This window comes from Streptomonospora wellingtoniae, assembly GCF_031845375.1.
Classification (GTDB): Bacteria; Actinomycetota; Actinomycetes; order Streptosporangiales; family Streptosporangiaceae; genus Streptomonospora; species Streptomonospora wellingtoniae.
In genome coordinates, this window is sequence record NZ_JAVREK010000023.1 from 24,252 (window position 1) to 50,308 (window position 26,057).

Annotated in this window: 19 protein-coding genes and 2 pseudogenes; 11 read left to right on the plus strand and 10 right to left on the minus strand. The window is 70.0% G+C overall.

The window, feature by feature from the left end; genetic code table 11:
* Window positions 1–134: 134 nt before the first annotated feature.
* Window positions 135–797: a hypothetical protein gene (locus RM446_RS19225; RefSeq protein WP_311546754.1), complete on the plus strand. Its 663-nt coding sequence runs from the start codon at window positions 135–137 to the stop codon at window positions 795–797.
* A gap of 584 nt (window positions 798–1,381) precedes the next feature.
* Here the strand turns inward: RM446_RS19225 and RM446_RS19230 are convergent.
* The 5 genes from RM446_RS19230 to RM446_RS19250 form a co-directional block, all read right to left on the minus strand.
* On the minus strand, window positions 1,382–2,227 hold the full coding sequence (locus RM446_RS19230; protein WP_311546755.1) for a DUF6082 family protein: 846 nt from the start codon (window positions 2,225–2,227) through the stop codon (window positions 1,382–1,384).
* A 13-nt stretch (window positions 2,228–2,240) separates the two neighbouring features.
* Window positions 2,241–2,849 (minus strand): DUF6879 family protein, encoded by a 609-nt coding sequence (locus RM446_RS19235; RefSeq protein ID WP_311546756.1) that lies wholly within the window; start codon window positions 2,847–2,849, stop codon window positions 2,241–2,243.
* Window positions 2,842–3,111 (minus strand): hypothetical protein, encoded by a 270-nt coding sequence (locus RM446_RS19240; RefSeq protein WP_311546757.1) that lies wholly within the window; start codon window positions 3,109–3,111, stop codon window positions 2,842–2,844. Before RM446_RS19240 ends, RM446_RS19235 begins: the two co-directional genes overlap by 8 nt.
* 197 nt (window positions 3,112–3,308) lie before the next feature.
* Entirely contained in the window at window positions 3,309–7,523 is a 4,215-nt protein-coding gene (gene pglW / locus RM446_RS19245; RefSeq protein WP_311546758.1) for a BREX system serine/threonine kinase PglW, read from the minus strand.
* A 339-nt stretch (window positions 7,524–7,862) separates the two neighbouring features.
* The gene (locus RM446_RS19250) at window positions 7,863–9,665 is read right to left on the minus strand and encodes a DNA/RNA helicase domain-containing protein (protein ID WP_311546759.1); all 1,803 of its coding nucleotides are present in this window, start codon (window positions 9,663–9,665) and stop codon (window positions 7,863–7,865) included.
* 283 nt (window positions 9,666–9,948) lie between these two features.
* On the opposite strand from RM446_RS19250, the gene RM446_RS19255 reads away from it, so the two are divergent.
* The 3 genes from RM446_RS19255 (at window position 9,949) to RM446_RS19265 (ending at window position 12,014) form a co-directional block, all read left to right on the plus strand.
* Window positions 9,949–10,155 (plus strand): hypothetical protein, encoded by a 207-nt coding sequence (locus RM446_RS19255; protein ID WP_311546760.1) that lies wholly within the window; start codon window positions 9,949–9,951, stop codon window positions 10,153–10,155.
* Window positions 10,156–10,443: 288 nt separating this feature from the next.
* Window positions 10,444–11,304: a S1 family peptidase gene (locus RM446_RS19260; RefSeq protein ID WP_311546761.1), complete on the plus strand. Its 861-nt coding sequence runs from the start codon at window positions 10,444–10,446 to the stop codon at window positions 11,302–11,304.
* Between the two features lie 131 nt (window positions 11,305–11,435).
* Window positions 11,436–12,014 carry an NADAR family protein gene (locus tag RM446_RS19265; protein ID WP_311546762.1) on the plus strand — a complete coding sequence of 193 codons (579 nt, stop codon included), beginning with the start codon at window positions 11,436–11,438 and terminating at the stop codon, window positions 12,012–12,014.
* Between the two features lie 73 nt (window positions 12,015–12,087).
* On the opposite strand, the gene RM446_RS19270 is transcribed toward RM446_RS19265, so the two are convergent.
* Entirely contained in the window at window positions 12,088–13,278 is a 1,191-nt protein-coding gene (locus RM446_RS19270) for a sensor histidine kinase (RefSeq protein WP_311546763.1), read from the minus strand.
* A complete protein-coding gene (locus RM446_RS19275) occupies window positions 13,275–13,940 on the minus strand; it encodes a response regulator transcription factor (protein ID WP_311546829.1) in 666 nt (221 codons plus the stop codon). Before RM446_RS19275 ends, RM446_RS19270 begins: the two co-directional genes overlap by 4 nt.
* A 214-nt stretch (window positions 13,941–14,154) precedes the next feature.
* On the opposite strand from RM446_RS19275, the gene RM446_RS19280 reads away from it, so the two are divergent.
* Window positions 14,155–14,544, plus strand: a complete 390-nt coding sequence (locus RM446_RS19280; RefSeq protein ID WP_311546764.1) for a hypothetical protein — start codon at window positions 14,155–14,157, stop codon at window positions 14,542–14,544.
* Between the two features lie 242 nt (window positions 14,545–14,786).
* A complete protein-coding gene (locus tag RM446_RS19285) occupies window positions 14,787–15,458 on the plus strand; it encodes a LysE family translocator (protein ID WP_311546765.1) in 672 nt (223 codons plus the stop codon).
* A 148-nt stretch (window positions 15,459–15,606) separates the two neighbouring features.
* Here RM446_RS19285 and RM446_RS19290 read toward each other — a convergent pair whose 3' ends face one another.
* Window positions 15,607–16,356 carry a metal-dependent hydrolase gene (locus RM446_RS19290; RefSeq protein ID WP_311546766.1) on the minus strand — a complete coding sequence of 250 codons (750 nt, stop codon included), beginning with the start codon at window positions 16,354–16,356 and terminating at the stop codon, window positions 15,607–15,609.
* Window positions 16,357–17,107: 751 nt separating this feature from the next.
* On the minus strand, window positions 17,108–17,611 hold the full coding sequence (locus RM446_RS19295) for a hypothetical protein (RefSeq protein ID WP_311546767.1): 504 nt from the start codon (window positions 17,609–17,611) through the stop codon (window positions 17,108–17,110).
* Window positions 17,612–18,343: 732 nt separating this feature from the next.
* Here RM446_RS19295 and RM446_RS19300 point away from each other — a divergent pair.
* From RM446_RS19300 to RM446_RS19315, 4 genes are all read left to right on the plus strand, one after another.
* The gene (locus tag RM446_RS19300; RefSeq protein WP_311546768.1) at window positions 18,344–19,054 is read left to right on the plus strand and encodes an ABC transporter ATP-binding protein; all 711 of its coding nucleotides are present in this window, start codon (window positions 18,344–18,346) and stop codon (window positions 19,052–19,054) included.
* Window positions 19,051–21,585: an ABC transporter permease gene (locus RM446_RS19305; RefSeq protein ID WP_311546769.1), complete on the plus strand. Its 2,535-nt coding sequence runs from the start codon at window positions 19,051–19,053 to the stop codon at window positions 21,583–21,585. Before RM446_RS19300 ends, RM446_RS19305 begins: the two co-directional genes overlap by 4 nt.
* Window positions 21,586–21,690: 105 nt before the next feature.
* Entirely contained in the window at window positions 21,691–22,830 is a 1,140-nt protein-coding gene (locus tag RM446_RS19310; RefSeq protein WP_311546770.1) for a sensor histidine kinase, read from the plus strand.
* The gene (locus RM446_RS19315) at window positions 22,827–23,528 is read left to right on the plus strand and encodes a response regulator transcription factor (RefSeq protein WP_311546771.1); all 702 of its coding nucleotides are present in this window, start codon (window positions 22,827–22,829) and stop codon (window positions 23,526–23,528) included. Before RM446_RS19310 ends, RM446_RS19315 begins: the two co-directional genes overlap by 4 nt.
* A gap of 319 nt (window positions 23,529–23,847) precedes the next feature.
* On the opposite strand, the pseudogene RM446_RS19320 reads toward RM446_RS19315, so the two are convergent.
* A pseudogene (locus RM446_RS19320) lies at window positions 23,848–24,012 on the minus strand (IS5/IS1182 family transposase); the annotation flags it as partial.
* A gap of 1,123 nt (window positions 24,013–25,135) precedes the next feature.
* Between RM446_RS19320 and RM446_RS19325 the strand changes: the two are divergent.
* A pseudogene (locus RM446_RS19325) lies at window positions 25,136–26,006 on the plus strand (tyrosine-type recombinase/integrase); the annotation flags it as partial.
* Window positions 26,007–26,057: the final 51 nt, after the last annotated feature.

Here is a 26,057-nt window from a genome sequence, read left to right on the forward strand (position 1 = left end):
CCCCAAAATTGCCCGGTATCCAGTTCGCTATAGATACCTCACCTGCTCCGATGCAAAGTGGACGCATGAAAAGACCCCGGCGACGGCTGGCACCGTCCCGGGGCTTGGCCACCAGCTACACAGGAGCTGACGACATGTCCGACCCTATCCAGAACGCGGTACAGACCGGGCCGCCGTCCCGGCCGCCGCGCACCGACCGCCCCCGCCCCTACATCCCCCCGCAACCCGCCATCCCGCCCGACTACGACCGCTTCTGTGAGGTGCACACCCGCCACCGCGCGCTGTGGCGGCTCACCTACTCACCCGGCCACCCGGCGCCCTACCAGGCGCACCACCGCCTGTACGAGTCCACCGCCCTCGCCGCCAGCAACCTGGCCGCGCTTGACTTCGCGCTCACGCAGTTCGCGCCGCCTCCGCCGCGCACGCGGCCCTACCTCGACCTCCCCGCCGAGCCCGACCGCCGCGACCGCCCCGCCTCGGCACCAACAACCCGCAGCAAAACGGGCACACCCACCCGCCGCCTGGACCTGCGTGAGGCGCGCGGCCTGCACCAGATGGCCGACGACCTCATCGCGAGCCTGCGGGAGGACACCTACTGGCCCGCCGCCGTCCGCGAGGCCGCGCTGGAGATCCTCGCCCGCGCCGCCGCGCTGCTCGGCGACCACTGCGGCCGCGGCACGCCCCAAGCGCCCAACACCACCGCGCCCGCACCCTGCCTGCGCCCGGCCGCGCACGAAGGCTGCCATCTGGACGCCTCCGGCCGCACCTGGCCCAGCACCGAGGAGGGCGACCGATGAGCACCCCGCCTTCCGCCGCGAGTCGGCCCGCTCCGCCCGCTGTGCATCAGCGGCTGCGCCGTCAAGCCCCGACGATCCACCCGGCTGCCCGGCGCCTCAACGCGCTCTTCCCCGGCGTCACCGCCTGGTACGGCACCCATACCGGCACCTGGTGGGCCCTGCTCCCCGGGCACGGCCGCCTCGTGGAGGCCCCCACACACGAGGCGCTCGAACACCTCATCGCCGCGATGCTGACGGGACACCGACCGGCGGCCGCCGCCGACAGCAGCACTCCGACGAGGTCCACGCCCCCCTCCACGCCCGCGCCCCGACCCGCCTCCCCACCGGCGTCCGCGCAGGCACCGGCGCAGACGCCCGCCCCGGCACCTGTGCGGGCACCCGTGCCTGCACCCGCGACGAGCACGGCGGCCGACCACCGCCCTCCTCCACCCAAGGGAACCGCGCCGCCCCCGGCAGCCAGGCGGGCCGCCGGTGCGCCGCCGCCCCCGCACGCCTACTGGCCCCCGGCGCACAGGCCGATGCCGGTCCCGGCCATGACGCCGAACCCGGCGCCCGTCGACCCGCGGCGCCGTCCCCCTGCCCGGCTATGACACCCGCCGCCCCGTAGGCGGAAACCGCGGCCCCCGCCGCCGGCCTCTATCGCCCCGCTCGTCGCAGGCTCCCCGCCCGCGCGGCCGCCTGCGGCGGGCGAGCAGCACAGCCGCGGCGACACCCCCGGCGGCCAGCGCGCCGACGCCCGGCCACGCCTGCCGCAGCAGTCGTCCGCGCGCCCTTCGGGGCCGCCGCCCCTCGTCCTGCGCGTCGGGCGGCGGCTCCACACTCCGCCGGAACTCCTCGTCCAGGATCCGGTGGAACCTTCGCGACCGGCGGGTCTCGGCCGTGCGCAGCCGCAACGCCCGCACCCGGTTCCAGAACTCCCAGCCGATCCTGCCCGCGAACAGGCCGCGGGCCAGCGCGCGCACATGCTCGTCGCCGATCGCGCGGGAGTCGTAGGCCATCTCCCACTGGGACACGATCATGTTGGTGTACATGCTCCGCCGCTGCTCCGCCCGGTCGGCCATGGGCAGGTTCGCGCCCCAGCACCGCGCGTACTCCGGGTCCTCCATGGCCATGCGCAGCAGCTCGCTGTTGGAGTCCCGCAGCGCCAGCTCCCGCGACATCCGCGTCTCGCGTGCCTGCAGCACCAGCGTCGCGACGACCCCGAGCAGGGCCAGCCCGGCGAGCAGCGCGGAGGCGGCGCCGTAGGTCTGCCCGACGAAGCTCAGGCTCTCCCAGTCGTCGCTGACGCTCTCAACGGCCCCCAGCCCCAGCGGGGAAAGGACGACCAGCCCGACGACCACCACCGCCAGGAGCGCCACGACGACGGGCGCGAGTACGCGGACGGCGGCGCGGTCGCCGTGCGCCGCGCGCGGTCGCGGTCCTCCCCTCACCCGGGCCCACCCGTCACGGACGGACCGCGGGAGCGGGCAGCGGCGCGATGTCGCGCTGGAAGTAGTCCAACAGGGGCTCCCCGGACGAGAACAACCCGGCCAGTTCGTCGACGGCCGCGGCGATGGCGTCGCGTTCGTCGACCCGCCAGGCGCCGCACGCCCGCCCCGCGGAGTCGTAGCGGACCAGGAACAGCACCCGGCCGCCGAGCACGACCACCTCCGGCAGCGGCGCCCGGTCCTCCAGGTGCGCCACCGCCGCGGCCGGCACGACACGCAGCGACTGCCCGGCCTCGGCCAGCAGGCGCAGGAACTGCATCTCCCACTGCAGATACGGCGCCACCGGGTGCTCCACGACCCGGATGCGCCGGGTCTCCATGCCGACCTCGCGGTCCTTGGCCGCCATGGCCCGGGCGTCGGATCGGTCCGCCTCGTTCAGCTCCAGGGACTTCTCCCAGTCCCCGGCGGCGAAGGCCTCCCAACTGGCGTCCCCGGGCTCCTCGAAGTGCTGCGCCCGCTCGAGCTTCCAGAAGACCCCGCCGTGCTCGTAGGCGCTCCAGTACTGGGCGTGGTATTCGGGGCGGTCCAGCGGCCGAGCGGGCAGGTCGCGCAGCCGCTCAAGCATCGGGGATCTCCGGTTTCGCCGCGGTCAACGTGACGCGGGGGATCACCACGAGCCGTTCGTCGGCGCCGACGCTGACCCCGTCGGGCAGCCGACCCCGATAGGCGTCGGTCGCGTCGCGGCCGATGACGGCGATGTCGCCGTTGTCGAGCTCCCACATGTCGGGGCAGTCCGGGCCGGCTTTGGTGACGCCGAGGGAAAGGGGCGCTGGGCCGATCCGGCGGCGGAACTCCGCGCTGGGGTCGGCGTCCCACGGACGGGGCATCGAGACTCCTCGATCGCGATGGGCGGGCTGCTAGAAGTGCCCTCACGCTGCGTGCCCGAAACGCCGCGGCCGGGTGCGGACACCGGCGGACAGCGGGCGTCGGCATCCGCCGAAATCGGCGCCCACCCGCCGACCAACGACCCCGACCGCTCCGACCACGGCGCGAGCGGTACGCCGCCGCCCGCGCACCGCGGCCGCTACGCCGCGGCGTCCTGCCCCGCGGCGAACCCCCGCGGGAGCAGCACCTGCTCCGCGTCGGTGATGATCCCCGCGGGAACCGTGTCCAGCGCGGCCGGTGCCTGCGGGCTCCGCATCGGGCACAGCAGCCACAGGCCGTGCGGTGCGGTGCCGCTCTCCCGGGCCTCGCCGGCCAACCGTGTCAGCAGGGTGCGCCCGGCCGGATACCGCGCCAACGGGGTCGCACCGTGCAGGAACACCGTCCGGTCGGCCCCGGCGGCGCGGATGCGCTCGCCGAGCTGCGCGCAGGCGTCCGCGGCCAGGTTGGTGAACGCCGCCGGGCCGCCCTCGCGGTCCGCCTCCAGCACCACGTTCCAGGGCGGTCCGCCGAACTCGGTGATCAGGCTGTTCAGCACCGCCACGAACTCCGCGGAGACGTCGAACGGCGCCACGTCGCCGCGCGCCGACAGCAGCTCCGCCGCCGCCTCGGCGTCGGTCAGCCACGTCTTCACCGCCAGGTAGCCGCCCCGCGACGCGGCCCGCGCCAGTCGCCGCAGCAAGCGGTCCTGCTCCGCGTCCGAGACGGCCGCGCCGGCCCCGGCCGTGTGCGAGGGCGGCGCGAGCGTCGTCACCTCGGGAGGCAGTGCCCACGTGGCGGCACCCCGCTCGTCCCGCTGCTCGACCAGCTTGGGGTGCTTCTCCGCCAGCACCTCCCAGAGCTGGGCGTCGGTCGGCTCGGGCAGCCGCGGGAACCGCGCCTTCACGCGGTCGCGCACCTGCTGCGGCGTGATCCCGGGTGGCCCGAGGTAGCCCACCGCCTGAGCCAGTGTCAGCGCCCGGTCCAGCCCCATGCTCTTGGGGTACAGCTCGCGACGGATGGTCACCTGCGCGTTCTCCGACGCGGCGGCGGCCAGGTGCACGAGGTCGTGGTCGGAGAGGTGGCGGACTCCCCCGTCCACACCGTCGACCTCGACGGCGCGCAGCGCGGCCCGCACCTCCTCGGCGGTGGGCAGCGGAGCGGCGTCGTCGAAGTCGACCAGGTCATCGGCCCGCGCGCCCAGCGCCGCCGCGTAGTCGAGCAGGTCGGCCTCCACCGGAACCGTGGGGTCGTCGTCGACGATCTGGGCGACCAGCACCCGCGACCCGTGGCGGCGCACCGTGAACCGGGGATTGTCCCGCCGCCCTTCGCTCTCGACCGCCACCCGGACCACGGCCAGCGCCAGTACCAGGCGGACGGCGGTGGTGTCCTGCCCGGTCCCGCGCAGCTCCAGCAGTTCCTCGCCGATCTGGCGGACCTCGCGGATCCGGCCGTGGCCGGCCAGGATCTGCACGATGTCATCGCGCACCGCCCCCAGCAGCGACGAGCTGCGTGTCCAGTAGGCGTCGGCGGCGGCGAGCTGCCGGGCGACGTACTCCTGGTCCAGCCCCAGCTCCCCGGCGACCTCGGCGAGGGTGGGCCAGGCCAGGCGGCGCGGACCGGACTCGGGCAGGCCCAGCAGGGCGCGCACCACCCGGACCCAGGAGGAGTTGGCCTCGGTCGCCCGCGGTACGAACTGGCGGATGACCTTGTCCAGGCTGGCCTCGCGCTTGGCGCGGTCGTCGGCGCCGGGTGGCAGCTTGGCGCTGACCTGGACGTCCGGCTCGGGCACACCCAGCCGGTTGCGCCACGAGGTGACCATGCTGACCAGCTCGTTGCGGGTGTTGAAGGCGACGCCGCGCCTGCGGTGCAGTTCGACGGTGGGGCGGTCCATCAGATCGCCCACCGTCTCGCAGCGCAGCACCCGGGTCGCGGCGTCCAGGGCGAGCGGGCTGAGCCCGGCCAGGTGCAGCGGGGTCTCCGCCGTGGCGGACTCGGCGTTGCGGCGCCTGGTCTCCTCGTCCTCGGCCGACCCGCCGGGGACGTCGGCGGACTGGAACACCTGCTCCCAGGCGTTGCGCATGTACTCCAGCGACGCGAACCGCTCCTGCGGATGCCGGTGCAGCGCCTGCTCGAAGAACACGCGCAGTGCGGCGCGGAGCTGCTCGGGGAAGGAGTCCTCGGCCAGCCGCGGACGCACGGTCTTCGGAGGCAGGAACGCGAGGTCCACCCCGTCCTCGCTCCACACAGGCAGCTCACCCGAGGCCATCTCGTGCAGGGTAGCCGCCAGGGCGTAGCGCTCGGCCGCCTCGTCGTAGTGCCGCTTGGGTTCGTCCACCTCCAGGAACGGGTCGAGATACCCGCGTGTCCCGGCCGCGGTGTTCTCCACAGGAACACCCGCGAGGGAGAAGTCGAACAGGACCAGTTCCAGGCCCTTCTTGCGGGTGCGCTCGCGCACGCCCAGGTTCGCGGGCTTGAGGTCGCGGTGGACGACTCCTTGACCCTCCAGATACTCGACCAGGTCGAAGAGATGGCGGCCGAACCGGTGCAGCTCCACCACACCCAGGCTGCTCTCCAAGTACTCGGCAAGCGTGAACTCGCCGGCGAGTTCGAGCGGCAGCGCGGTCCGTTCGCCGATGTCGATGACGCCGTCTGCGGCCAGCCCGACGATCCGCGGGTTGTTCAGTGAGGCGAGCTGGGCCGCTTCACGGCGCAACTTGCCGGCCGCGGAGTCCTCGTTCAGCGCGACCTTGAAGACCTGCTCCTCGAGAACGGCGTTGCGGCCGAGCCGGCGCACCAGCAGCGCCCGCGATGTGGAGCCCTTGCCCAGGACGCTGGCGACCTCCCAGCCGTCGTAGACCTCCTGGCCCTTGACCGCCACCAGGGGGTCGGTGACGACCTCGGCGCGATTGAGCTGCTCGTCGATCGTGTCGAGACCGCGCAGGAACGTACGCAGTGAGCCGGTGCGCTCGTTCGGCCGCCACCGGGTGGCCGCGCGCACGAGCGAGTCCATGGCCGGAGTCACGTCGTCGCTGGCGGCTGCCGGTGTCAGCTCGCCCTGCTCGCGGATCTGCTTGCTGACCTCGCCCGGGTCGTCTCCGGGCGTCTGCCCGCTCAAGATCAGGAACGCGACGGCGCCGAGGCCGAACATATCCATGGCCTGGGCGTCGACGCCGTGCCCCGGGAACTCGGGGGCCAGGTAGGGCAGCGCGGCTTCTTCGACATGGGCGGTCAGCGCACGGGTGCCCAGCAGCGCGGTCGCGTTGCTGGTCGAGCGGAAGGACGGGTGCTGGCGCGAGGCGACCTGCCAGTCGGCGATGCGCAGCCGCGGGTAGATGCCGTCCAATTCCACCCAGACGCTGCAGGGAGACAGCGCGCGATGGAAGAGCTGGTTGCCGTGGGCGTGTTTGAGGGCCTCGGCCAACTGGCGGACCATCTCGACCCGGGTGCCGAAGTCGAGGCTGTCGCCGTGCTCGCGCACGTAGTGGTCCAGGCGCTGCCAGGAGTCCTTGTGCGCGAACGCGATGGCCGGGCCGCGGTGCTCGATGATCCCGTAGGACTCGGCCCTGACGATGCCTTCGTGGGCGATGCCGTCCAGCGAGCGGAACTCGCGCTCGGCGGCGCGCCGGACCGACTCGCGCTCATCGTCGGTGTCGGCGTCGTCATGGTGGAAGATGCGGACGCGGGCCCGCTTGCGGCGCAGCTCGGAGTGCGTGCCCAGGTAGTCGGTCCAGGTCGGGCCCGCGGCGTGGGTGCGGCTGTCGAGCGTGTAGCGGCTGAACTCGATTTCACGCTCGATCGGTTGCGCTCCGATCGCCTCCATCAGGCGCCGGACGTTCTTCAGGAAGGCGGGTGACGGACGCCCGTTGCGGCTGGGACGGCTGAGGAACTCACTCCACACCCCGCCGAGGCCGGTCTGGTTCTCCAGGCCATCACGGCCGAACACCCGCTCGCTCTGCACCTCGTCGAAGTCGCAAACCAGGTCAGAAGAAGAGAGGAACACCCCGACCTCGATGAACGGGATGCTGAGCCCGGGCTCCACATGGTTCGCCGCCCACTTGAACCGGCTCCGCAGTTCCTTGGACTTCTGGTCGGTGGCGTGCAGCGGGTTGTCGAACGGTCGTTTGTCCTTGGAGAAGAACCACGTGCCGCCCCGGTTAGTGGCGCGGCCGCGGTGGGCCTTCAGCTCCAGCAGGAAGACGCCGTGCGGCGCGACCAGGAACAGGTCGCACTCGCGCACGCGCCCGCCCCGGGCGGTGAACGAGAAGCACTGCCACGCGCGGTAGGGCTCGCGGTCGGGCATCTGCTGTCGGATGTGATCGAGGCCCTGCTGCTCCCACTCGAACTCTGAGGGCTCTCCCCACCACCTCTCGGCCATCGCGCGCATCCTTCCGGTCGGGGGCCACCGCTGCGCCCAGGATAGAGGCGATCGAGGCGGAGGTTCTCGTCGTTCCGTCGACGCCGAACCATGCGATGGGCGCGGCCGCGGAGGTTCTCGCCGGTCGGCCGGGTTCGCCCCGTGGCACGACAGGCCGAGGCAATGGGCCGAAGGAGAGGACGGCAACCGGACTCCGCCATCCGCGAGGGCGTGCCGCTTCCCGCACGTGGCGCTGCGCGGAGGCGTCAACCGGCATCGGGAACTGAGATCCTCCGGCGGCGGGCGCCTCCTTCCGGCGCCCGGTGCCCGGCGCCTCAGCGGCCTGGGACGCCGCATCGCCTACAGGACGGGAACGCCGAGGTCCTCAGTCAGGAAGCGGTTGGTTTCCGGGTCCGTCGAGTACAGCACAGCGCCGCGCAGCCCGCGGGTCGCCAGAACCCTGTAGGTGTGGCGGACCAGGAGGTCGAAATCGGGAGCCCGCTTGATGCTGGTGTCCATGTTGGCCGACCGGTTCGCGGCCCAGCCCGTGCCGTTCCAGACGAGATCGGGCCCGATGAGGACCCCCGCGTAGTCGTACTCGAAGCCCTGCGCGGTGTAGATGCACCCGACCTGGTCGAAACCGCCGTCGTCGGTTGCCCAGAGGGACGACGAGGGCGCGCCTTCGAGAGGATGATCCGACTTGGCGTTCCAGGGATGGCGCCAATCGCCGATCACCACGTCCGGTATCAGCGTCCCGTCAGGGCGCGGCTTGTTCCACGGCCAGCAGAATCCGGCCGCGATCCGGGAACTGTATCCCTCGTCCAGCCTGGCCCGAAGGTACTCCTCCATGGCGCTGGGACTCGATGCCACATGTAGTTCGAAGCCGCTTTGGGGCCGCCAAGGCTCCGGGGGATTGCCGTCGTCGTCGAGGCCGAGGAGGCGCTCGGTCCACGACAGGAACTCCGGCGACCCGCCGCACCGGAACTGGTGCCGCAGATCGATGGTGTGGACGCCGATCCCCATGGCTTCGGCTGTCTTGGTGATGAGTTCGACCGACCCAACCTCGCTGGGCCGGACCCGCTGATATTCGTCGAGCAGGAACACGGGGACGCGCGCTGCTCGGATCAGCTCCTCCACCTGCGGGGACTCTTGCTCGTTCGATCGGTGCCCGGCGGAGCGCAGCCGGTGTGCCTCGTCGGCGATCACCGCGTCGAGGTCATTGGGCGCGGCACCGGAGAAGTTGTTGAAGTACTGATAAATCTGTCGAGTCCGGCTGCTCTTGGCGTCCGCCTTGGTCCGCAGGGTCACGGTGAACGCCTTGCTGCCGGTGGCGTGGACCGCGCGATGACCGTTCCGGCCGATCCAGTCGAGCAGCTCCAAGGCGATGACGCTCTTCCCTGTGCCCGGACCGCCCACGATGAGGACGACCTCCTTGTGGTCGCTCTTCTTGCTCTTGGCGACCCGGGACTTGACGTAGTCGTAGGCTTCGCGCTGCTCGTCCAAAAGAGTGAAGACGGACCGGTTCCGAACTCCCGAGCTGACTGCCGACATGAGGGGTTCGGTCGGGGCCACGGGGGCATCGATGAGTTCCTGGGCATAGGTGTCCGCGTTCTCCGCGGAGAGGAACTCACGCAAGGCCCTCTCGAAGAAACGCTCTTCGCCGTGTCCGTACATACGCGCGAACCCGCGCATCTCGCCGACCTCGCTCAGTTGCTGAGCAGACGGCGTGATCGGGTTGAGCACTGCCCTGTCAGCGTTGTGCATGTTGACTATGCAGAACACGTCCGCGTCGCGTAGCAGCGGGATGAAGTCGAGCAGGGCCTGGCGGTATCCCCAGACCTGGTTGACCGGGTGGACCTTTAGCATGCCGGTCCGGGAATTGCCCGGTCGGACGAGCTCGGAGTCGGATGCGGGGGCGACCCGCGACCACTGCTTGTTCTCCACGAGGACGACCGACATACGCCCGTCGCCGGGGCGCGAGCCGACGAGGACCATATCCATGCGGATATCGGTGAGCGGGCTGCTCATCTCCAGCAGCACCTGGACTCCGCCCAGACCGGCCGCGGTCAGTCGCTCGACGACGGTGGGAATGCTGTTGCGCCACGATCGCGCTTCTCCGCTGTCCGCCGACTCCCCGAAGATCTCGAAGAAGCGCCGCTGCATCCCAATGAAGAACCGCCCATCGGCGATTGCGGAAGCAAGTTCATCTGCAGTTCCTTGATAGAGGCAGCGCGAACCCACAGAGCGGACCTTTCGTGGGGTGGGGGTAGTGGATTGAGGCGTCAGGTCGAGAGTCAACCTTATACCGGGCAGATGACACTTACGTATCTGTACGGGACAGAGCGGGGAGGGGAGCAGGAAATACTCGTTTGAGTAGCAGGGCGGCGACTACATCGATCGAGAGCGGCCTATATCGAGTATCCGACCGCGGCGGACGATCAGCGCAATGGCCTGGAACAATGGTCATACCTGGGCTCCGCTCATGCTTGAGGCCAGGGCGCGCCGACTGCAGCGCACCGCTATGACCACCGCGATCGCCGATGCCGAACCCGTCGACGAGATCGTCGTCGGCGCGGTTCGCCATGCCCTCACTCATCCGGGTCTGCACGCCTGCCGCCGCTTGGGCAGAGGCGGACCTGGCCACCGTCGATGACGGCGAGGTAGTCAGCCGGTCCGGACCCGACACAGCGGGGGTTCCGCGTTGACCTGCCAGAGACCGCCGCATACCGGGTAATCGTTTACCAATCGCCCGGAAAGCGGTACGGTTCCGCGCGGCACCGGCGGACGCGTGCGCCACAAGCTCGCGGTCGGCCGGGCCGCCCGCGCATCGGCGCCCCTGACGCACCGGTTCCGATGGCGAGTCATGCGGTACGAAACGGAACCCGGAGTAATAGTGCAAAAAGCGACAACTCAATCGAGTCGGACGGGTGCGCGCGGACGGATGCGCGCGCTGACCGGTGCGGCGCTCGCCGCGGCCGTCTCGCTCGGCACGCTGGCCCAGGCCGGAGCGGCCTATGCCGATGAAACGGCCGAGCAGCCCACTCCCAAGATCATCGGGGGGCAGCCCGCCGACCAGCCCTACCCCTTCGTCGGCTCCCTGCAGTACGAGCGGGACGGCAACCCCGACCACCACGGATGCGGTGCGGCGCTCGTCGACGAGAGGTGGATGGTCACCGCCGCCCACTGCGTGGTGACCGAGGGCGAGGGCTCCGAGCCCTACGAGCTGCGCGACCCGGACATCTTCCACGTCCGGCTGGGCTCCAACGACCGCACCGAGGGCGGGACCGTCGCCAAGCTCGACGACATCAAGGTCCACCCGGACTACGTCTACTACACCGACCACGAGGAAGGCCGGGACATCGCGCTGCTCAAGCTCGACTCTCCGGTGGACGTCGAGCCGGCCGGGCTGGAGCGCCGCATCCCCCGTCCCGGTACCGAAGTGCGCCAGGTCGGATGGGGCTACACGTCCAACGACGACACCGACGACCCGGCGAACCTGCCCGAAGAGCTGCAGCAGCTCGACACCACCCTCGTCTCGCCTTCGGAGAGCCGGTGCCAGGTGGACGAAACCGGCGACGGCTCCTGGGGCGTCCGCGAGGGCGACGTCTGCACCGACAACCCGGACGGCGTCCGCGGCCCGTGCTACGGCGACTCCGGCTCGCCCCTGCTGCGCCGTGTCTACGGTGAGTGGCGGGTCGTCGGGGTGAACAGCCGCGGTGTCAGCGCCACGTGCGGTGCGCTGCCCGACATCTACACCAGCGTCGGCGCCCACGACCGGTGGATCGACCGGGTCGTGCGCTGATCTGATCTGAGCACGAGCGGGCGCGCGGCGGGACGGCCCCGCCGCGCGCCCGCCGTCGGCGGCGGTGGTCGTGGGCGGACCGAACGAAATCCCTTCGCCCGGTGTCCGCGGCGGCTGCGAGGATTCCGGCCATGGAGACGAACGAGGCCCCGTCCCAGGTCCGCACCCGGGAAGATCTCGCGGAACTCGTTGCTGCCGGAGCACGGCCGAAGTGGCTGATGTTCTGGGGGCATCGGCCGCAGCGGGACGGCTCGATCGGTGCGGGTGCGCTCAGCCAGTGGTGGCCTTCTCCGTTCACCGTGGACGGCGTGGCATATTCCAGTGCCGAGCACTGGATGATGGCGGGCAAGGCCCGCCTGTTCGGCGACGACGCGTCGTTCGCGGCGATACTCGCGGCCCGTACCCCTGCCGAGGCCAAGAAGCTCGGAGGGCAGGTTCGCGGCTTCGGCGAGGAACGGTGGGCCGCCGCTCGCTTCGAACTGGTCGTCGCGGGCAGCGTTGCCAAGTTCGGGCAGGACTCCGCTTTGCGCGCGTACCTGCTCGGCACGAGCCGGCGGGTCCTGGTCGAGGCCAGCCCGCGGGACCGGGTCTGGGGCATCGGGCTCGCCGCCTCCGACGACCGCGCGACCGATCCCTCTCAGTGGCGCGGTCGGAACCTGCTGGGGTTCGCCCTGATGGAGGCGCGCTCCCGCCTGGCGACCGGAGAGTAGCGGCCTGACCGGGCGGTCGGCGCTTCTCGCCGGGCCGCCGACAGCCTCGTCCCCTCGGTCGACGCGATCGTCGTCAACGAGCGTGACGGACGCCGCCGCGCGCGTTCCCGGCGGCGGGCAGCACGACGGTGATCGTGAGCCCGCCCCCGGGGTTGGGAGTACCGTCGGCGGTTCCGTGGTGGCTGTGGGCGATGGCGCGGACGAGAGTGAGGCCGAGACCGTGGCCGGTGGCCTGCGTGCGTGATCTCTTGCGGTGGAACGGCTCGAACAGGCGCTCGGCGAGTTCGGGGTTGATGATCTCGCCGGTGTTGGTCACGGTGATCACGGCCGTGTCCTCCCGCGCGGAGACCTCCAGCCGCGCGGTACCGTCCGCGTCGTTGTGGCGGATCGCGTTCTGCAGCAGGTTGATCAGCAGGTGGTGCAGCAGATCCGCATCGCCGTCGACCGCGACCGGATGCAGATCGCTGCGCACGCCGATCCGGCGGTCCGCCGCTTCCTGGCGGACCTGCTCCACTGCGTCTGCGGCCGCCTTCGCGAGGTCGACGGTCTGCGCGGCGTCGATGCCGTGATCGGCTCTGGACAGCGTCAGCAGGGACTCCACGGTCGTGATGCTGCGTTCGTTGGTCTCCAGAAGCCTGGACGTGAGGGCGTCGACGTCGTGGTCCTCGGGGTGGGCGCGGGCGACCTGGAGCATGGTGCGGGTGGTCGCCAGCGGCGTGCGCAGCTCGTGTGCGGCGTTGGCGGCGAAGCGCTCCTGAGCCTGGAAACTGGCGTGCAGGCGGTCGAGCATGGTGTCGATGGTGTCGGCGAGGTCGGTGAACTCGTCCCGGGGCCCCCTGAGGCGGATCCGTTCGTGCAGGGTGGGACCGGCGATGACCCCGGCGGACCGGGTCATCCGGTGGACCGGCGAGAGAATGCGGCCCGCGATGAACCAGCCGAGCAGGAACGCGATCAGTGTCATCGCGACCAGGGCGGCGACGGACAGCTGCAGCAGGACCGAGAGGACGTCCTGCCTGCTGGTGATCGCGACGGCCTCGCCCGCCCCGATGTATTCGCTCGGCTGGGCGCGTCCGGCCGGCGCCGCCTCGGCGGTCACGCCGACAGCGGTCGCCGCGGCGAGGTTGTAGCTCGGGACGTACCACATCAGTGCGTACAGGATGGCGATGAGCACGGTGCCGAAAGCGAGCAGCATGCCGCCGTAGAGCAGGGTCAGCCGGGTCCGGATGGTCAGCCGGCTCCGCCGGAGGCCCCCGGAGGCGCTCACGCCGCGCTGCTCAGGTAGTAGCCGGCGCCGGTGGCGGTATGCAGCACGGGCGGGTCGCCGAGCTTGCGCCGAAGCGTCGAGACGGTGATGCGGACGGCGTTGGTGAACGGGTCGGCGTTGGCGTCCCAGGCCTTCTCCAACAGGTGCTCGGCGCTGAGGACCGCCCCGTCCGCCCGCATGAGCAGCTCCAGGACGGCGAACTCCTTGGGCGCCAGGGACAGGGAGAGGCCGCTGCGCTCGGCGCTGCGGCGGGCCGGGTCCAACCGGATGTCGCCGCGGGTCAGCACAGGGGGCTGCGCGGGAACGGAGCGCCGCCGCAGCGCGTGCAGCCGCGCCACGAGCTCGGGGAAGTCGAACGGTTTGACCAGGTAGTCGTCCGACCCGAGCCGCAGCCCGGCGACCTTGTCGGCCAGCCGATCGGCCGCGGTCAGCATCAGTATGCGGCACTCGGGATGGTCGGCCACCACGGTGCGGCACACGTCGTCGCCGTGCACCCCGGGGAGGTCGCGGTCCAGGACCACCACGTCGTAGTCGTTGACCGCGATGTCCTCCAGGGCCGTGTCACCATCCTGCGCGATGTCGACCGCCATGCCCTCGCGGCGCAGACCCGACCGCAACGCATCGGCGAGGAACTCCTCGTCCTCCGCCACCAGCACCCGCACGCGGATTCCCTCCTCGTCGTCTCCGGACCTCCTCCGCATGCATGATCGGGGAACCGGCATATGGACGAGTTATGGAATCGGCCGAACACCGGCGATAAGTCCCGACTGGCTTACTGCTCGTGGCGGTCGCAGCCAACCACGGCGGCCGCTCCCGGTGGCACGACCCCCGGGACGCTCCGCGGAGCACTCCAAGCCGAACAGAACGGGATGTCCCATGTCCTCCTTCCGCAAGATCGCAACCGTCGCCGCCGGTGTGGCCATCGCCGTCGGAGGCGGCGGTGCCGCCGCGTTCGCCTCCAGCACCGCGCCGGAGCAGCAGACCGTGGAGGTGTCGGCGGGCGTCGACGCGAAGCCCGCGAAGCTGGCCGGGGAGGCCGTAAGGGGAGAGAAGCCCACTAAGGGCGAGCCGATCCACGTCATCAAGGATGGCGACGGCATCCGCATCATCAAGGGCGAGGAGGGCGAGGCCCCCGTCGACGCCAAGCCCGCCGAGGCCGCCGAGCCCGCCGAGGCCGCCGAGGCCGCCGAGGCCGCCAAGGCCGCCGAGCCCGCCGAGCCCGCCGAGCCCGCCGAGCCCGCCGGGCCCGCCAAGCCCGCCGAGTAGCGGTAGCGGGGGCCGGTGCCCGGTCGCGATCCGGCTCGGCCCCCGGCCTTTGTGCGGTTGTGCCCGGATCCGGGCACAACCGCACAAAGGCATCCGCCCCCGCCACCCGCGCCCTGCGGGGTCTGCGGAACGGCGGCGAACGGCGCGGTGTCCGCAATCGGTCAGGTGCTTGTCCGTGTTCGCGCCGCCACCGAGGATCGAACGGGATCAGCGCGGCCGACCGGACGACGGAGAGATCGGGAATGGAGATCATCCAGGTGCTCCCCGCGTTTCTGGTCGCCGTACTCCTGATATCCGCCTCCCCGGGCCCGGCGATGGCGCTGATCTTCCGCCGCGCGGCGCTACGGGGGTTCGGCGCGAGCGTGGCGACGGTGCTCGGCTTGGAAGCCGGCATCTATCTGTGGGCGATCGCCGCGGGCGCCGGAGTCGCCGCTCTGGTCGCGGCCTCCAGCACCGCCTACCTGGTGCTCCAGCTCGTCGGCGCGTCGTTCCTCGCCTACCTGGGAATCCGCTCGTGGATCTCCGTGATCAAGGAGCGGCGGCTCGCCGCCGGCCGGAAAGAGGGCGATCAGTCCGCGGAACCCGCCGAGGAGGAGGCGACCGCGCCGACGCGGTCGGCGGTCGCGGCGTTCGCCGAAGGGCTGCTCGTCCAGCTCGCCAACCCCAAGGCCGCCGTGTTCATGTTCGCCTTCTACCCGCAGTTCATCTCGCCGGGCCAGCCGGTCATGGCTGCGACCGCCCTGCTGGCGCTCTTCCAGGTGACCGTCGAGACCGCGCTCTACCTGGGTCTGGCCGCGGGGGTGGCGCGGGCGCGCTCCTGGTTCCGGCGCCCCGTGATCCGCCGCCGCCTCGAAGCGGTCACCGGGACGGTCCTGCTCGCGCTCGCCGGGCGGGTGCTGCTCACCCCCCGATGACCCGGTGCCCGCGATGGGAATGAGCGCGGCCGCGGCGATATCACCGATCCGGCTCGGGGCGGCGTTGGCGTGCTGCAGAAACCGCCGTGCCCGCCGGGTCGGCGGCGCGAACCAGTGAATGCGACTCTGCCTCTGCGTGGGATTCGGCTCATACCAGGGCCAGGCCGGTGACGGAGGCAGCGATGAGGGAGCCCCAGCAGACGACGCGCTCGGGCCATGTGCCCGTGGAGAACCGGGCACTGCGGGGCACTCCGATCATCGCCCAGCGGCGCCCGTTGACGAGGAACGGCCAAGCCAAGGGGACGCCGGAACGGGTCAACCCATCGCCGAGCGCTCCCGTGAGCATGCCCACGGCGACGACGGCTCCGACATGGGCACCGTGGGCGACTCCGCCATAGACCAGTGCCGCGGCGCCGAGCGCGGACACGAACGACACGACAGGCCAGCTCATCAGCTGCTTGCGGCGGCGCCCGCGCCGGAGGTTCTGGGCCAGGCCCAGCAGGCCCAGACCGAGGGTGAACCACAGCACCATGCCGAGGAGGAAACCGCTCAATGCGGCGCCCAGCCCGACCGCCGCCCCGGTCGCGGCAGCGGCGGCGGGCGTATGCCAGAGGAAGCGGTGCGCGCCGTCGGCGGCCGTGTCCTTCGGGGTGGTCGTGCGGCGATAGACCTCGACCGAGATCCACCGCGCGCCGTGAGCGAGCCCTCGGGTCACCGGGCCGTGGGCGCGGGCGACGGTGGATTCGGTGTGATCGATGTCGGGCAACAGCGCGGCACCGGCGCCGATGGCGGCGCCGGCGAGCAGTTCGGCTGGGCCGACGGCCATGACGGGGGCCATCGCTGCGGTCGTGAGGACCCCGGTCAGCAGGCCGGTCGCGGCGTGGGAGGGCGCCATCATCACTGGACTCCAGGCATTGCGGAGGGGAGGGGAACCCCCTCGGTGCGGCTCATGGGGCAGCTCGGCGAGGGTTTTCGGGACGATCAGCGGATGATGTTGATGAAGAGAAAGAGGAGGACCAGGAAGGTCACCAAGGATGGCCAGTCAGAGAACTGGCCGCTGAAGTTGCGAGGAGGCATAGGAAGATCCCGAGGTCGATGCAATGGGTTGGACTTCAGGGACCACTCTGACTCATGGCAGCGACATTTTCTGACGAATGATCATCACTTCCGCGCCGGCGCACTCGGTATCCGGTTATAACCTCGTGATAGCCGCAGTTTGTGTCGGACCGGATCGGTTTTGTGGTGCCGTGATCAGAATGAGTAGCCGTATTCAGTAGTTCGTCTTCGGTCTTCTGGAGGAGGGGGCTGCTCCTAATGGTCGATTAGGAGTGGCCGGAAAAGTACTCAAGATCATTTGGTCGTGCGAGGCCACCCTGGCCACCCTGATCTCCGGTGGTACGCCCCTGATGCCGGGGCGATCCGCTGGAAAGGCACCGAAATCGGCGATCTGGATTCCACCGACCTGCACGCCCGGATCGGGCTGATCCGCCAGTAATGCCACGCGGCCCTAATCGAGCATGTCGATCCAGTCGGCGGTGCGTCGCCGCATGGCGGCGGGAGCTGCGCCTGGAGGCTGGGCTCACGTCATGTCGCTTCCCACGGTGTCCCTCGCCTCCGGTGCCTGTGGCGGACAGGCGCCGCTCGGGCGTTCACCTCAGCGCGGAACGCGCGCGCAAGCAGCGGCAGTATCCCCAGAAGGCGGCGAAGACGACGGCTACGCCGAAATCGAAGAACGCCGTGAAGGTTCCCAGCGCCGCCAACCGATCCATGAAAGCGAGCGTGCTGACCAGCAACAGGACCTGGGAAATAGCAGCGAGCAGGGCGAGTGGAACCGCCAGCCGGGAGCGGAACAGCGCCAGGACCGGCGCGGCGGTTGCGCCGACCAACGCGGTCGTCCAGGGCAGCCGCAGGACGATCGGGTAGTCGGTGAAGTAGGCGATCCCGGAGGCTCCCCACCCCTGGTCCTCGATGTAGGCGGTGTTGGGCTCGATGAGATTGAGGTAGTCCCAGAGACCGCCGCCGGCGAGCAGCAGCATCACCCCGGCGACCGGCCACAGGTGCCACGGGGCGCGGGAACGGGCCCCGGATCGGCGGATGGCGGCTTCACCCGTCGTCGGCCTGTGCGGTCCCGGCCGGTCCCGCTTCGCGCCCATGAGCGCTCCACTCAGGTAAGGGGGATCATTCCGCGAGAACCTACCCGAAGCGGAACCGATGCACGCGGCGCGCTTCGGCCCTCAGGGGGATGCGAAGGGCGTGGTGTGCCAACACGGAGGACGCCGACCGGTGCGTGCGCTACCTGGCGAAGTATCTGCCCGAAGACATCGCCGAATGCCACGACGTCACCACCGACCCCCCCGCCACGTTGACCGGCTCGCAGAAGCGCTGCGGTGCGAACCCTGCTCGCTGAAGTGCGCGAACTGTCGGTGCTACGGGACTCCGGGCTTCTACCGCTCCAGCACGCGCGCGACATGCTCGCCACCGTGCCTGCCGCGGACGCCGCGTCTCCCGTCGGGCAGGTCGCCGCGGCTGCCCTGGTCGCAGGGCCGCTGCTCGCCCCCGCGCGATCCTCGGCGATCACAGCGACGACCGGCCGGTTCAGCACCAGACCACGTCGAAGCAGTCGTGCCACACGTGGTCGCCGAGCATGACCACCCGTCGCACTCCTCCGAATCGCCGGCCAGCAAGGTCGGCCGTTCGGTCGCTCATGTACTTCCGTGCGAGTACGCGTCACCTCCTGCGGGTGGAGGCGGCCGCAGGCGGCCCGTCGGCAACGTGGTGGACACCAACCACTCATCGGAGGTCTCGTGTCCCCACATCCAGATTCCACGGTCGCCGATCGGCAGTCCGCGAGCGCGCTGTCATCCAACGCTGATGACGCTGCGGCCATGCTCGTCGGCGCAGTCAAGCGATACGGCTCCGGCCAGTCGGCCGTCGTCGCTCTCGACGACGTCACCATCGCGTTCCCGGCGGGGAAGTTCACGGCCGTGATGGGCCCGTCGGGTTCGGGAAAGTCGACGATGATGCTCTGCGCCGCCGGGCTGGATCGACTGACGTCGGGTCGCGCCTTCGTCGGCAACACCGATCTGTCGACCCTCGACGAGCGGGAACTGACCATGCTGCGCCGAGAACGTATCGGGTTCGTGTTCCAGACGCTCAACCTCGTTGGGACCCTCACGGCCGAGGAGAACATCCGCCTACCCCTGACGTTGTCGGGCCGCCAGCCGAGCGATGGCGTGCTCGATCAGGTCGTGTCGATGCTGCGCCTCGGGGATCGCATGCATCATCGGCCGACGGAACTCTCGGGCGGCCAGCAACAGCGCGTCGCCGTCGCCCGGGCGCTGGTCGCCCGGCCGCACGTGGTGTTCGCCGACGAGCCCACCGGCAACCTCGACACCCGGTCCGGACAGGAGATCCTCGGATACCTGCGATCAGCGGTCGACAAGCATCATCAGTCGATCGTGATGGTCACGCACGATCCCAACGCCGCTGCCTGGGCGGACCACGTTGTGTTCGTCGTCGACGGCAGAGTGCACGACGTGTTGGATCGCCCGTCGGCCGATTCGGTGCTCGACGTGATGAAGGGCCTGGGGCGATGAGCCAGATGGTGCGGAGCGCGGCCCGGAGCGTGTTCGCGAGCCGGGGCCGGTTCCTGCTCACGGGCACCGCGATCACACTGTCGGTGGCGTTCCTCGTCGCGACGCTGGTGCTCTCGGACTCGATGCGCGGCCGAGCGGTCGGCGATATCGCCGAAGCGTTGGCCGGGACGGACGCCGTGGTGCAGGGCGTCTCCCTCGGCGAGCCCGGCGGAGGACCGGGAGATCCCGCCAGGTCGGTTCGGCAATCACTGGATCCCGGCATCACCGAGCGCGTGGGGGCGGTCGACGGCGTCGACAGGGCCGCCTCGCAATGGGCCGGCTTCGCGAAGCTGGTCGTCGACGGATCGACGGTCGGAACCGGCACGGCGAGCGACGTCGGTCGCAACTGGGTCGCCGACCCGGCGCTCAATCCGTTCCGGCTCGCGAGCGGGCGACCACCGACCGAGGTCGGAGAGGTCGTGATCGATCGATCGCTCGCCGATGACGCAGGAGTGGCTCCGGGTGACGTCGTACAGGTCCTGACCGCGACGGGGATGCACGACGCGACCATCACCGGTATCGCGACGTTCGCGTCTGCGGACGCGGCACCGCTGCAGCGAACGGTTCTGCTGTCCGACGGAGCGGCGTCCGCCTGGCTCGACCTGGCGGCGCCGACCGAGGTGCTCGTCGACGTCGCGGAGGGTGCCGACCGCACCGAGGTGCTCGGCCGGCTGTCGGCGCTGTCCGATGCCGAGGTCGTCGACGGACCCGACTACATCCGGACGATGCAGGACGCCGCGACGTCACCGCTGCAGTTCCTGAACGTGTTCCTCCTGGCCTTCGCCGTGGTCGCGATCCTGATCGGCGTGACGATCATCTTCAACACGTTCACGCTCACCGTCGCCCGCCGCCGGCGGGAGTCGGGACTGCTGCGTGCGATCGGTGCGCAACGACGCCAAGTGCTCGGCGGAGTGGTGATCGAGGCGGCGTTCGTCGGAACGATCGCCACGCTCGCCGGCCTCGTATGCGGGGTCGCGGGAGTGGGCGCGCTGCGCTGGGTCGTCGCACTCACCGGGGTCAGCCTGATCACCGGGCCGACGATCGTGAGCCCGACCTCGATCGTGATCGCCGCGACCGTCGGTGTCGGCGCAACGATCCTCTCGGCATGGATCCCGGCTCGCCGCGCGGCGGCGACACCACCGATCGAGGCGCTGCGCGAGAGCGCGGCGGAACCCCGGGTCGTGAGCCGAGCGCGGACTGCAAGCGGACTCGTGCTCGCCGCGGCGGCGATCGCTGGAGGAGCCGTGGCCGTAGTGGGCTCGAACCCGGTGTGGCTCACGCTCACTGCTGCCATTGTCCCGGCACTCGTGCTGTGCGGCCCGGCGATCGTGAAGGCCTCAGCACGCTGGAGCTCTCCGGCGGCGCGCCGCGCCGCCGGCGTGTCCGGCTCGATCGCAGCGGCCAACCTGGCTGCGAGCCCCCGGCGATCGGCATCGACGGCGCTCGCGCTCATGCTCGGAACCGCGATGGTGACGGTGTTCTCGATCTTCGCGAGCTCACTGGCGAGCGCGGTGGGAACGGACGTCCGTGAGGGACTGCGGGCGGACCTGGTGGTCACGTCGGCGACACCCGACTTCTCGACGATCGACCCCACCCTGGCCGACCGGATGGCAGCGCTGCCCGACGTCGACTCGGTAACTGCGCTGTCGATCGCCGAAGGGATAGTGGCAGGGAAAGCCCAGGCGATCGGCGGTATCGACCCGACGGCACTGCCCACCATGTACGACCTGGACCCGATCGCCGGCGACCTCGCCGATCTGAGCTCGGGAGGCGTGGCCGTAGTCGGTGACGACCCGGCGCTGCTTGGCGGAACCCTGGAGGTCGAGTTCGAACGATCGACCATCGAAGCGCCGATCGTCGCCGTGGTCCAGAGGAGCACCGGCGGTTTCGAAGCCCCAGCGTACTTCGTCGACCGTGCGACACTCGACGCCTCGGCCGGTCGTCTGCTCGATGCGCAGGTGTTCGTCGACCTCGCCGACGAAGCGGTGGCGGACGCCGAGGAAGACGTGAGTGCCCTGGTCCGGGACGCGCCCGGGTCGTTCCTGGCGACCCGGCAAGAACACGTCGCCAGCAGCGGGAGCGAGATCGCTGCGTTCGGGAACTTCATCGACGGGATGCTCATTCTGGCGAGCTTCATCGCGCTTCTTGGAGTCGCCAACACCACGGCGCTCGCGATCAATGAACGCTCGGGAGAGATCGGGCTGCTGCGAGCGGTCGGGGCGTCCCGGCGGGAGCTGCGTCGCATCGTGCGGCTCGAAGCGGCACTCCTGTCGTTCGTTGCGGCATCGATCGGTGTCGCCGTCGGAGCCGCCTTCGGCTGGGCGATGATCGATGTCACTGGAGGCGCGGAGATCCCGTCCGTCGTCGTGCCCTGGCCCCGTCTGGCGGCGACGCTGATCGTCGCAGTCGCAGCGGGCGTGGTCGCTGCAGCGTGGCCCGCGTTCCGGGTCTCCCGGATGCCTGTGCTCGACCTGGTGAGCCGGGATCGCTGATGCCCCCCGCTCCAGCACCTGGACCGGGCGGCCCACGACCGGTCCCGGTGCAGAGACCTCCCGTCGGAGTACGCGCCCGCCATCGGTCGCGACGATGATGGTGCTATGACGCATACGGATCACCGCACCGGTCGCACCGGTCGCGCCGATCTCGCTGCGCTCGTCGCCGCATTGGCGGTGTCGATCGGCGTGTTCGCCCTCGATCCCGACGTCCTGGCCGGACGGCGGCTCCCAGGCATCGCGATCGCGGCCGTCGCCGCAGTGCTGCTCATCGTCGCCGGTCGGTTCGGTCGGGTCACCGTCGTGGCGATCGGTGTGCTGGCCGCTGTCGCCTTCGCATGGACCTCCAGCCCGGTCGCGCTGGGACCGATGTTCGCCTTGGCGCTGTTCCGCCTCGTGCGCCGGAGCGACGATCGCTCTGCGATCTGGTTCGGATCGTTCGCCGCATTCGTCGTCGCCGGCTTCGGGGCGCAGGCCGGTGGTGAGCCGTTCTGGTTCGAATGGGTCACCTACTCAGGCATTCTCCTACTCCCGATCGCCGCCGCCGACGCCCGCCGCTCCAACCTGCGGCGGCGAGCCGACAGACTGGAACGCCAGGTCGCCGAGCGGCTCCAGGCGGAACGCCTTCGCATCGCGTACGACCTGCACGACATCGTCGCCCATTCGCTGTCGGCGATCACCGTGCAGTCCGGCATCGCCGCCCACGGGTTCGAGCGCGATCCCGCCGCCGCTCACACTGCGCTCGTCGAGATCAACGACGCAGGCAGGCGATCGCTCGACGAGCTGAGATCGCTCCTCGGCCTCCTCCGGTCCGACGAGTCGGTCCCGCTTCGCCCGATACCTGGGGCCACCGCCACTCTCCGCGACGTCGTCGCTGCCGCCGGGCACTCGAAGGAGGTCGAGGTGGTCGAGGACGGTCATTATCCTGCGGGCGTGGCGGAGAGCACCGTGGTGACGGTGCACCGCATCGTGCATGAGTGCCTGGTCAACGTCGCCCGCCACGCCGGCGACGTCCCCACGATCGTCCGGCACCGGCACGCAGACGGCGGCGTGCACGTCACCGTGTCGAACGACGCCCCGGCCACCGCACGCGTTGCGACACCGGGCACCGGCATCGGTCTGGTCGCGATCCGCGAGCGAGCGGAGCTCCTCGGTGGCACCGTCCACGCCGGACCCACCGACAACGGCGGGTTCACGGTGCACGCGTTCGTGCCATACCAAGTACCCGGCGGGTGGGAGGCATGACCCCTCGGCTCGACGCGCCTGCCGTGGCGAGGCGCGACATCCGCGTGCTGCTCGTCGACGACCAGGAGTTGGTGCGCCGCGGGTTCGCAGCACTGCTCGCCAGCGAACCCGGCATCGAGGTCGTCGGTGAGGTCGGCGACGGCGCGCAGGCGATCGCCGAGACCCGGCGGACACGACCCGACGTCGTCCTGATGGACATCCGCATGCCTCGCATGGACGGGCTCGACGCGACGCGAGCGATCTGCGGCGATGCACGGCTCAGCGCCACCAAGGTGCTCGTGCTCACCACCTTCGCGCTCGATGAGTACGTCTACGAGGCACTCAGAGTCGGTGCCTCCGGTTTCCTGCTCAAGGACACCCCACCGCGACTCCTGCTCGAGGCTGTCGCCGCCGCCGCCGACGGTGACGTCCTCATCTCACCGGCGATGGCGAAGCGGTTGGTCGCCGACGTCGTTCGCCGACCGATCATTCGTCCCGGCGACTCGGGTCCTCTCGATGTTCTGAGCGAGCGCGAGCGCGAAGTACTCGCCGAGGTCGCACGTGGCAAGACCAACTCCGAGATCGGCGAGTCGCTCTACATGTCGCCGCTCACGGCGAAGACGCACGTCAGTCGCATCCTCGGCAAGCTGAACGCGCGCGACCGCGCCCAGCTCGTGATCATCGGATACGAGACCGGACTCGTCAGCCCCGGCGAGTGACATCGCGAGCGGTGGCCGATGGACGCAACAGACGCGTTCGACGGTTCGGCCGATCTGCTCCTTACTGGAGGAGTCGTCCTCCTCGACGATCCATACGAAGGTCGATTGCTGCATGGTGGGCAGCGACGCCTCGGTGGTAGCTACTTTCGAAGGCGTGCCGCTCGAGGGCCACGTGAGCCACCCGTGGATCATCGACGGCGACGCTGTCATCGAGTGCCTCCTCGGCGTCGTCGATGCGGTCGGAATCCTCCCGCAGCGTGGGATGCGTGGCCAGGACGACGAAGCGGGTGGCCTGGACGGCCGCGCCGAGCGTGCCGAAGAAGTGTTCGCCTTTGTGTAGGTGAACGAGGACGAGCAGGGCCTGCTGGCCCGCATCCAGTCGGCGCCATCGAGATCCGATGGCGTGCCGGTGGGCGCGGATGGTGCGTGCGGCGAGGTTCAGCGTCCGGCGTGACAACGGCAGGCATGCACAGTAGAACAGCATCGGATTCCCTGGTTCGGGTTGACTTGGTCGTTAACTCATTTACCAGGGGCTTCTTTGTGTCAGGGGCGGTTTCGTAGGGCCGGTACGGGGCTGTGACCTGGACGCTCAGGATGAAATCAGCTCACTGTCGGCGCTCGGCCTCACGTGATCAACCCGGACAGATCTCGATCTTGCAATGACCCTGGAACTGACGGGTCCGCTCGATCGCCGTCACCGCCGCCTACTTCGCCGCCGACTCCGGCCACCCGGTCACCACGACCAACCTCATCCACGCCGTCCAACGCGAATACCAGAACCTCGGCCGCCTCACCCTCGCCTCCGAATTCGGACCGTACGCGGAAGTCCTCAAACTCTGAACGGTGGTTCAGCGCGGCGACCAACTCCCAACCGCTGCCGATACTCTTTGCAAGAGCTTTACTGCCGCACGTTGGCAGTTACGTGGCAAACGATCTCCTGGTCGACCTTGCTGTCTCGCATATGCGCTGACGGAACAGGGCCGTCTGATCATTCTGCCCCGAGGAAGCGTGGATTCCGGAGCACTCGGACAATCGCCTCCGGCGATTTCCCCTCGACCAGCATCCGCATTACTGCGTCAATCGCCCTTCCGATTACATAACAGTCTCTGTGCTCAAATGAGATTGGAACGTCGTCCCAGGTTCTACGAACAAGAGACAGTCGATAAACTCCCCGTGGGTCACCATCAGGGTACCAGCCGAGATCGATCAAATCACCCACCGTTTGCACTTTCCAGCCATCGACACCGTACGTAATTCTTTGAATTGAGAGAATATCCTGACATAGGTAAATATCGTACTCATCAGGGGTTGGAGGTTTCGCCTCGGGGAACTCAACGAAGATATTGAACAGAATTGCCCACCCGGAAGGAAGGCGCAGGGGCATGAGTTTTCGCACAAAAATCACTCAACTTCTCGAAGCCCGGGGATGGGAATGCACCGACGGCATCTCCGACGTAATTCCTGTCATATTCGCTCGCAACGGTCTCATCCGGCAACCACGCCTGGGAACTCGCCCGTCCGACCGATCCCGACGTCCCGCCGCGCGAACACCGCCTACTCCGCGCGGTCGGCGAAGCGCTCAAACGCCGCGCCCAGCTCGACGTGACATGGCGCTGAGCGACATCAAAGAGGCGCACGTCCGCAAGTGGCGCACCGCTCGGCGCAAGTCCAAGGTCGGCAAACCCACCGTTGCCAAGGCGTACCGGCTCATGCGGTCGATCCTGAACACCGCCGTTCGGGATGAGCTGATCCGCACGAACCCCTGCCAGATCGAGGGCGCCGGCCAAGAGCACGCCGAGGAACGCCCGGTCCTGTCGGTCGCCGAGGTGTTCAAGCTCGCCGACGCCATCAACCCGCGATACCGCGCGCTCGTGCTCCTGGCGACGTTCGGCAGTCTGCGCTGGGGCGAACTTGCGGGCCTGCGGCGGCGCTGGCTCGACGTGGACGCGCGCACGGTGACCATCCGCGAAACCGTCTACGACGTCTCTGAGCTGCTGCCCGGAAAGTCCAAGAGCAAGGCGGGCTTCCGCACGGTCCCGCTGCCTGGACTCATCATCGATGACCTGAAACGCCACCTGCGCGACTACTCGGCGCCCGGTCCCAACGGGTTCGTCTTCGTCGGCGTCAAGGGGAACCAGCTCCGGCGGGCGAACTTCTCGAAGTATTGGGCGGACGCCTGCGCAGCGGTCGGTCTGGAAGACGTGCACCTGCACGACCTTCGGCACACCGGCAACACCTACGCGGCGGAAGCGGGTGCCTCCTGCGGAACTCATGAACCGAATGGGGCACTCCAGCACCCGCGCCGCGCAGGTCTACCTGCACGCGCGTGACGACCGGGGTCGGGACATCGCCGACGTGTTGGGGGAGCGGGCGGCCGATGAGCTGAAGCGCTCGGGTGACTCCGACAGCTCCACGGACGGTGACGCCACCGACGACGGCGACGAGGACGACCCTCCGGCCGCCGGAGCGCCCGTCTGAGCTTCTGGCAAGAAACTGGCACGCGGGCCGTCTCAAGCCCCCTGAAAAAGA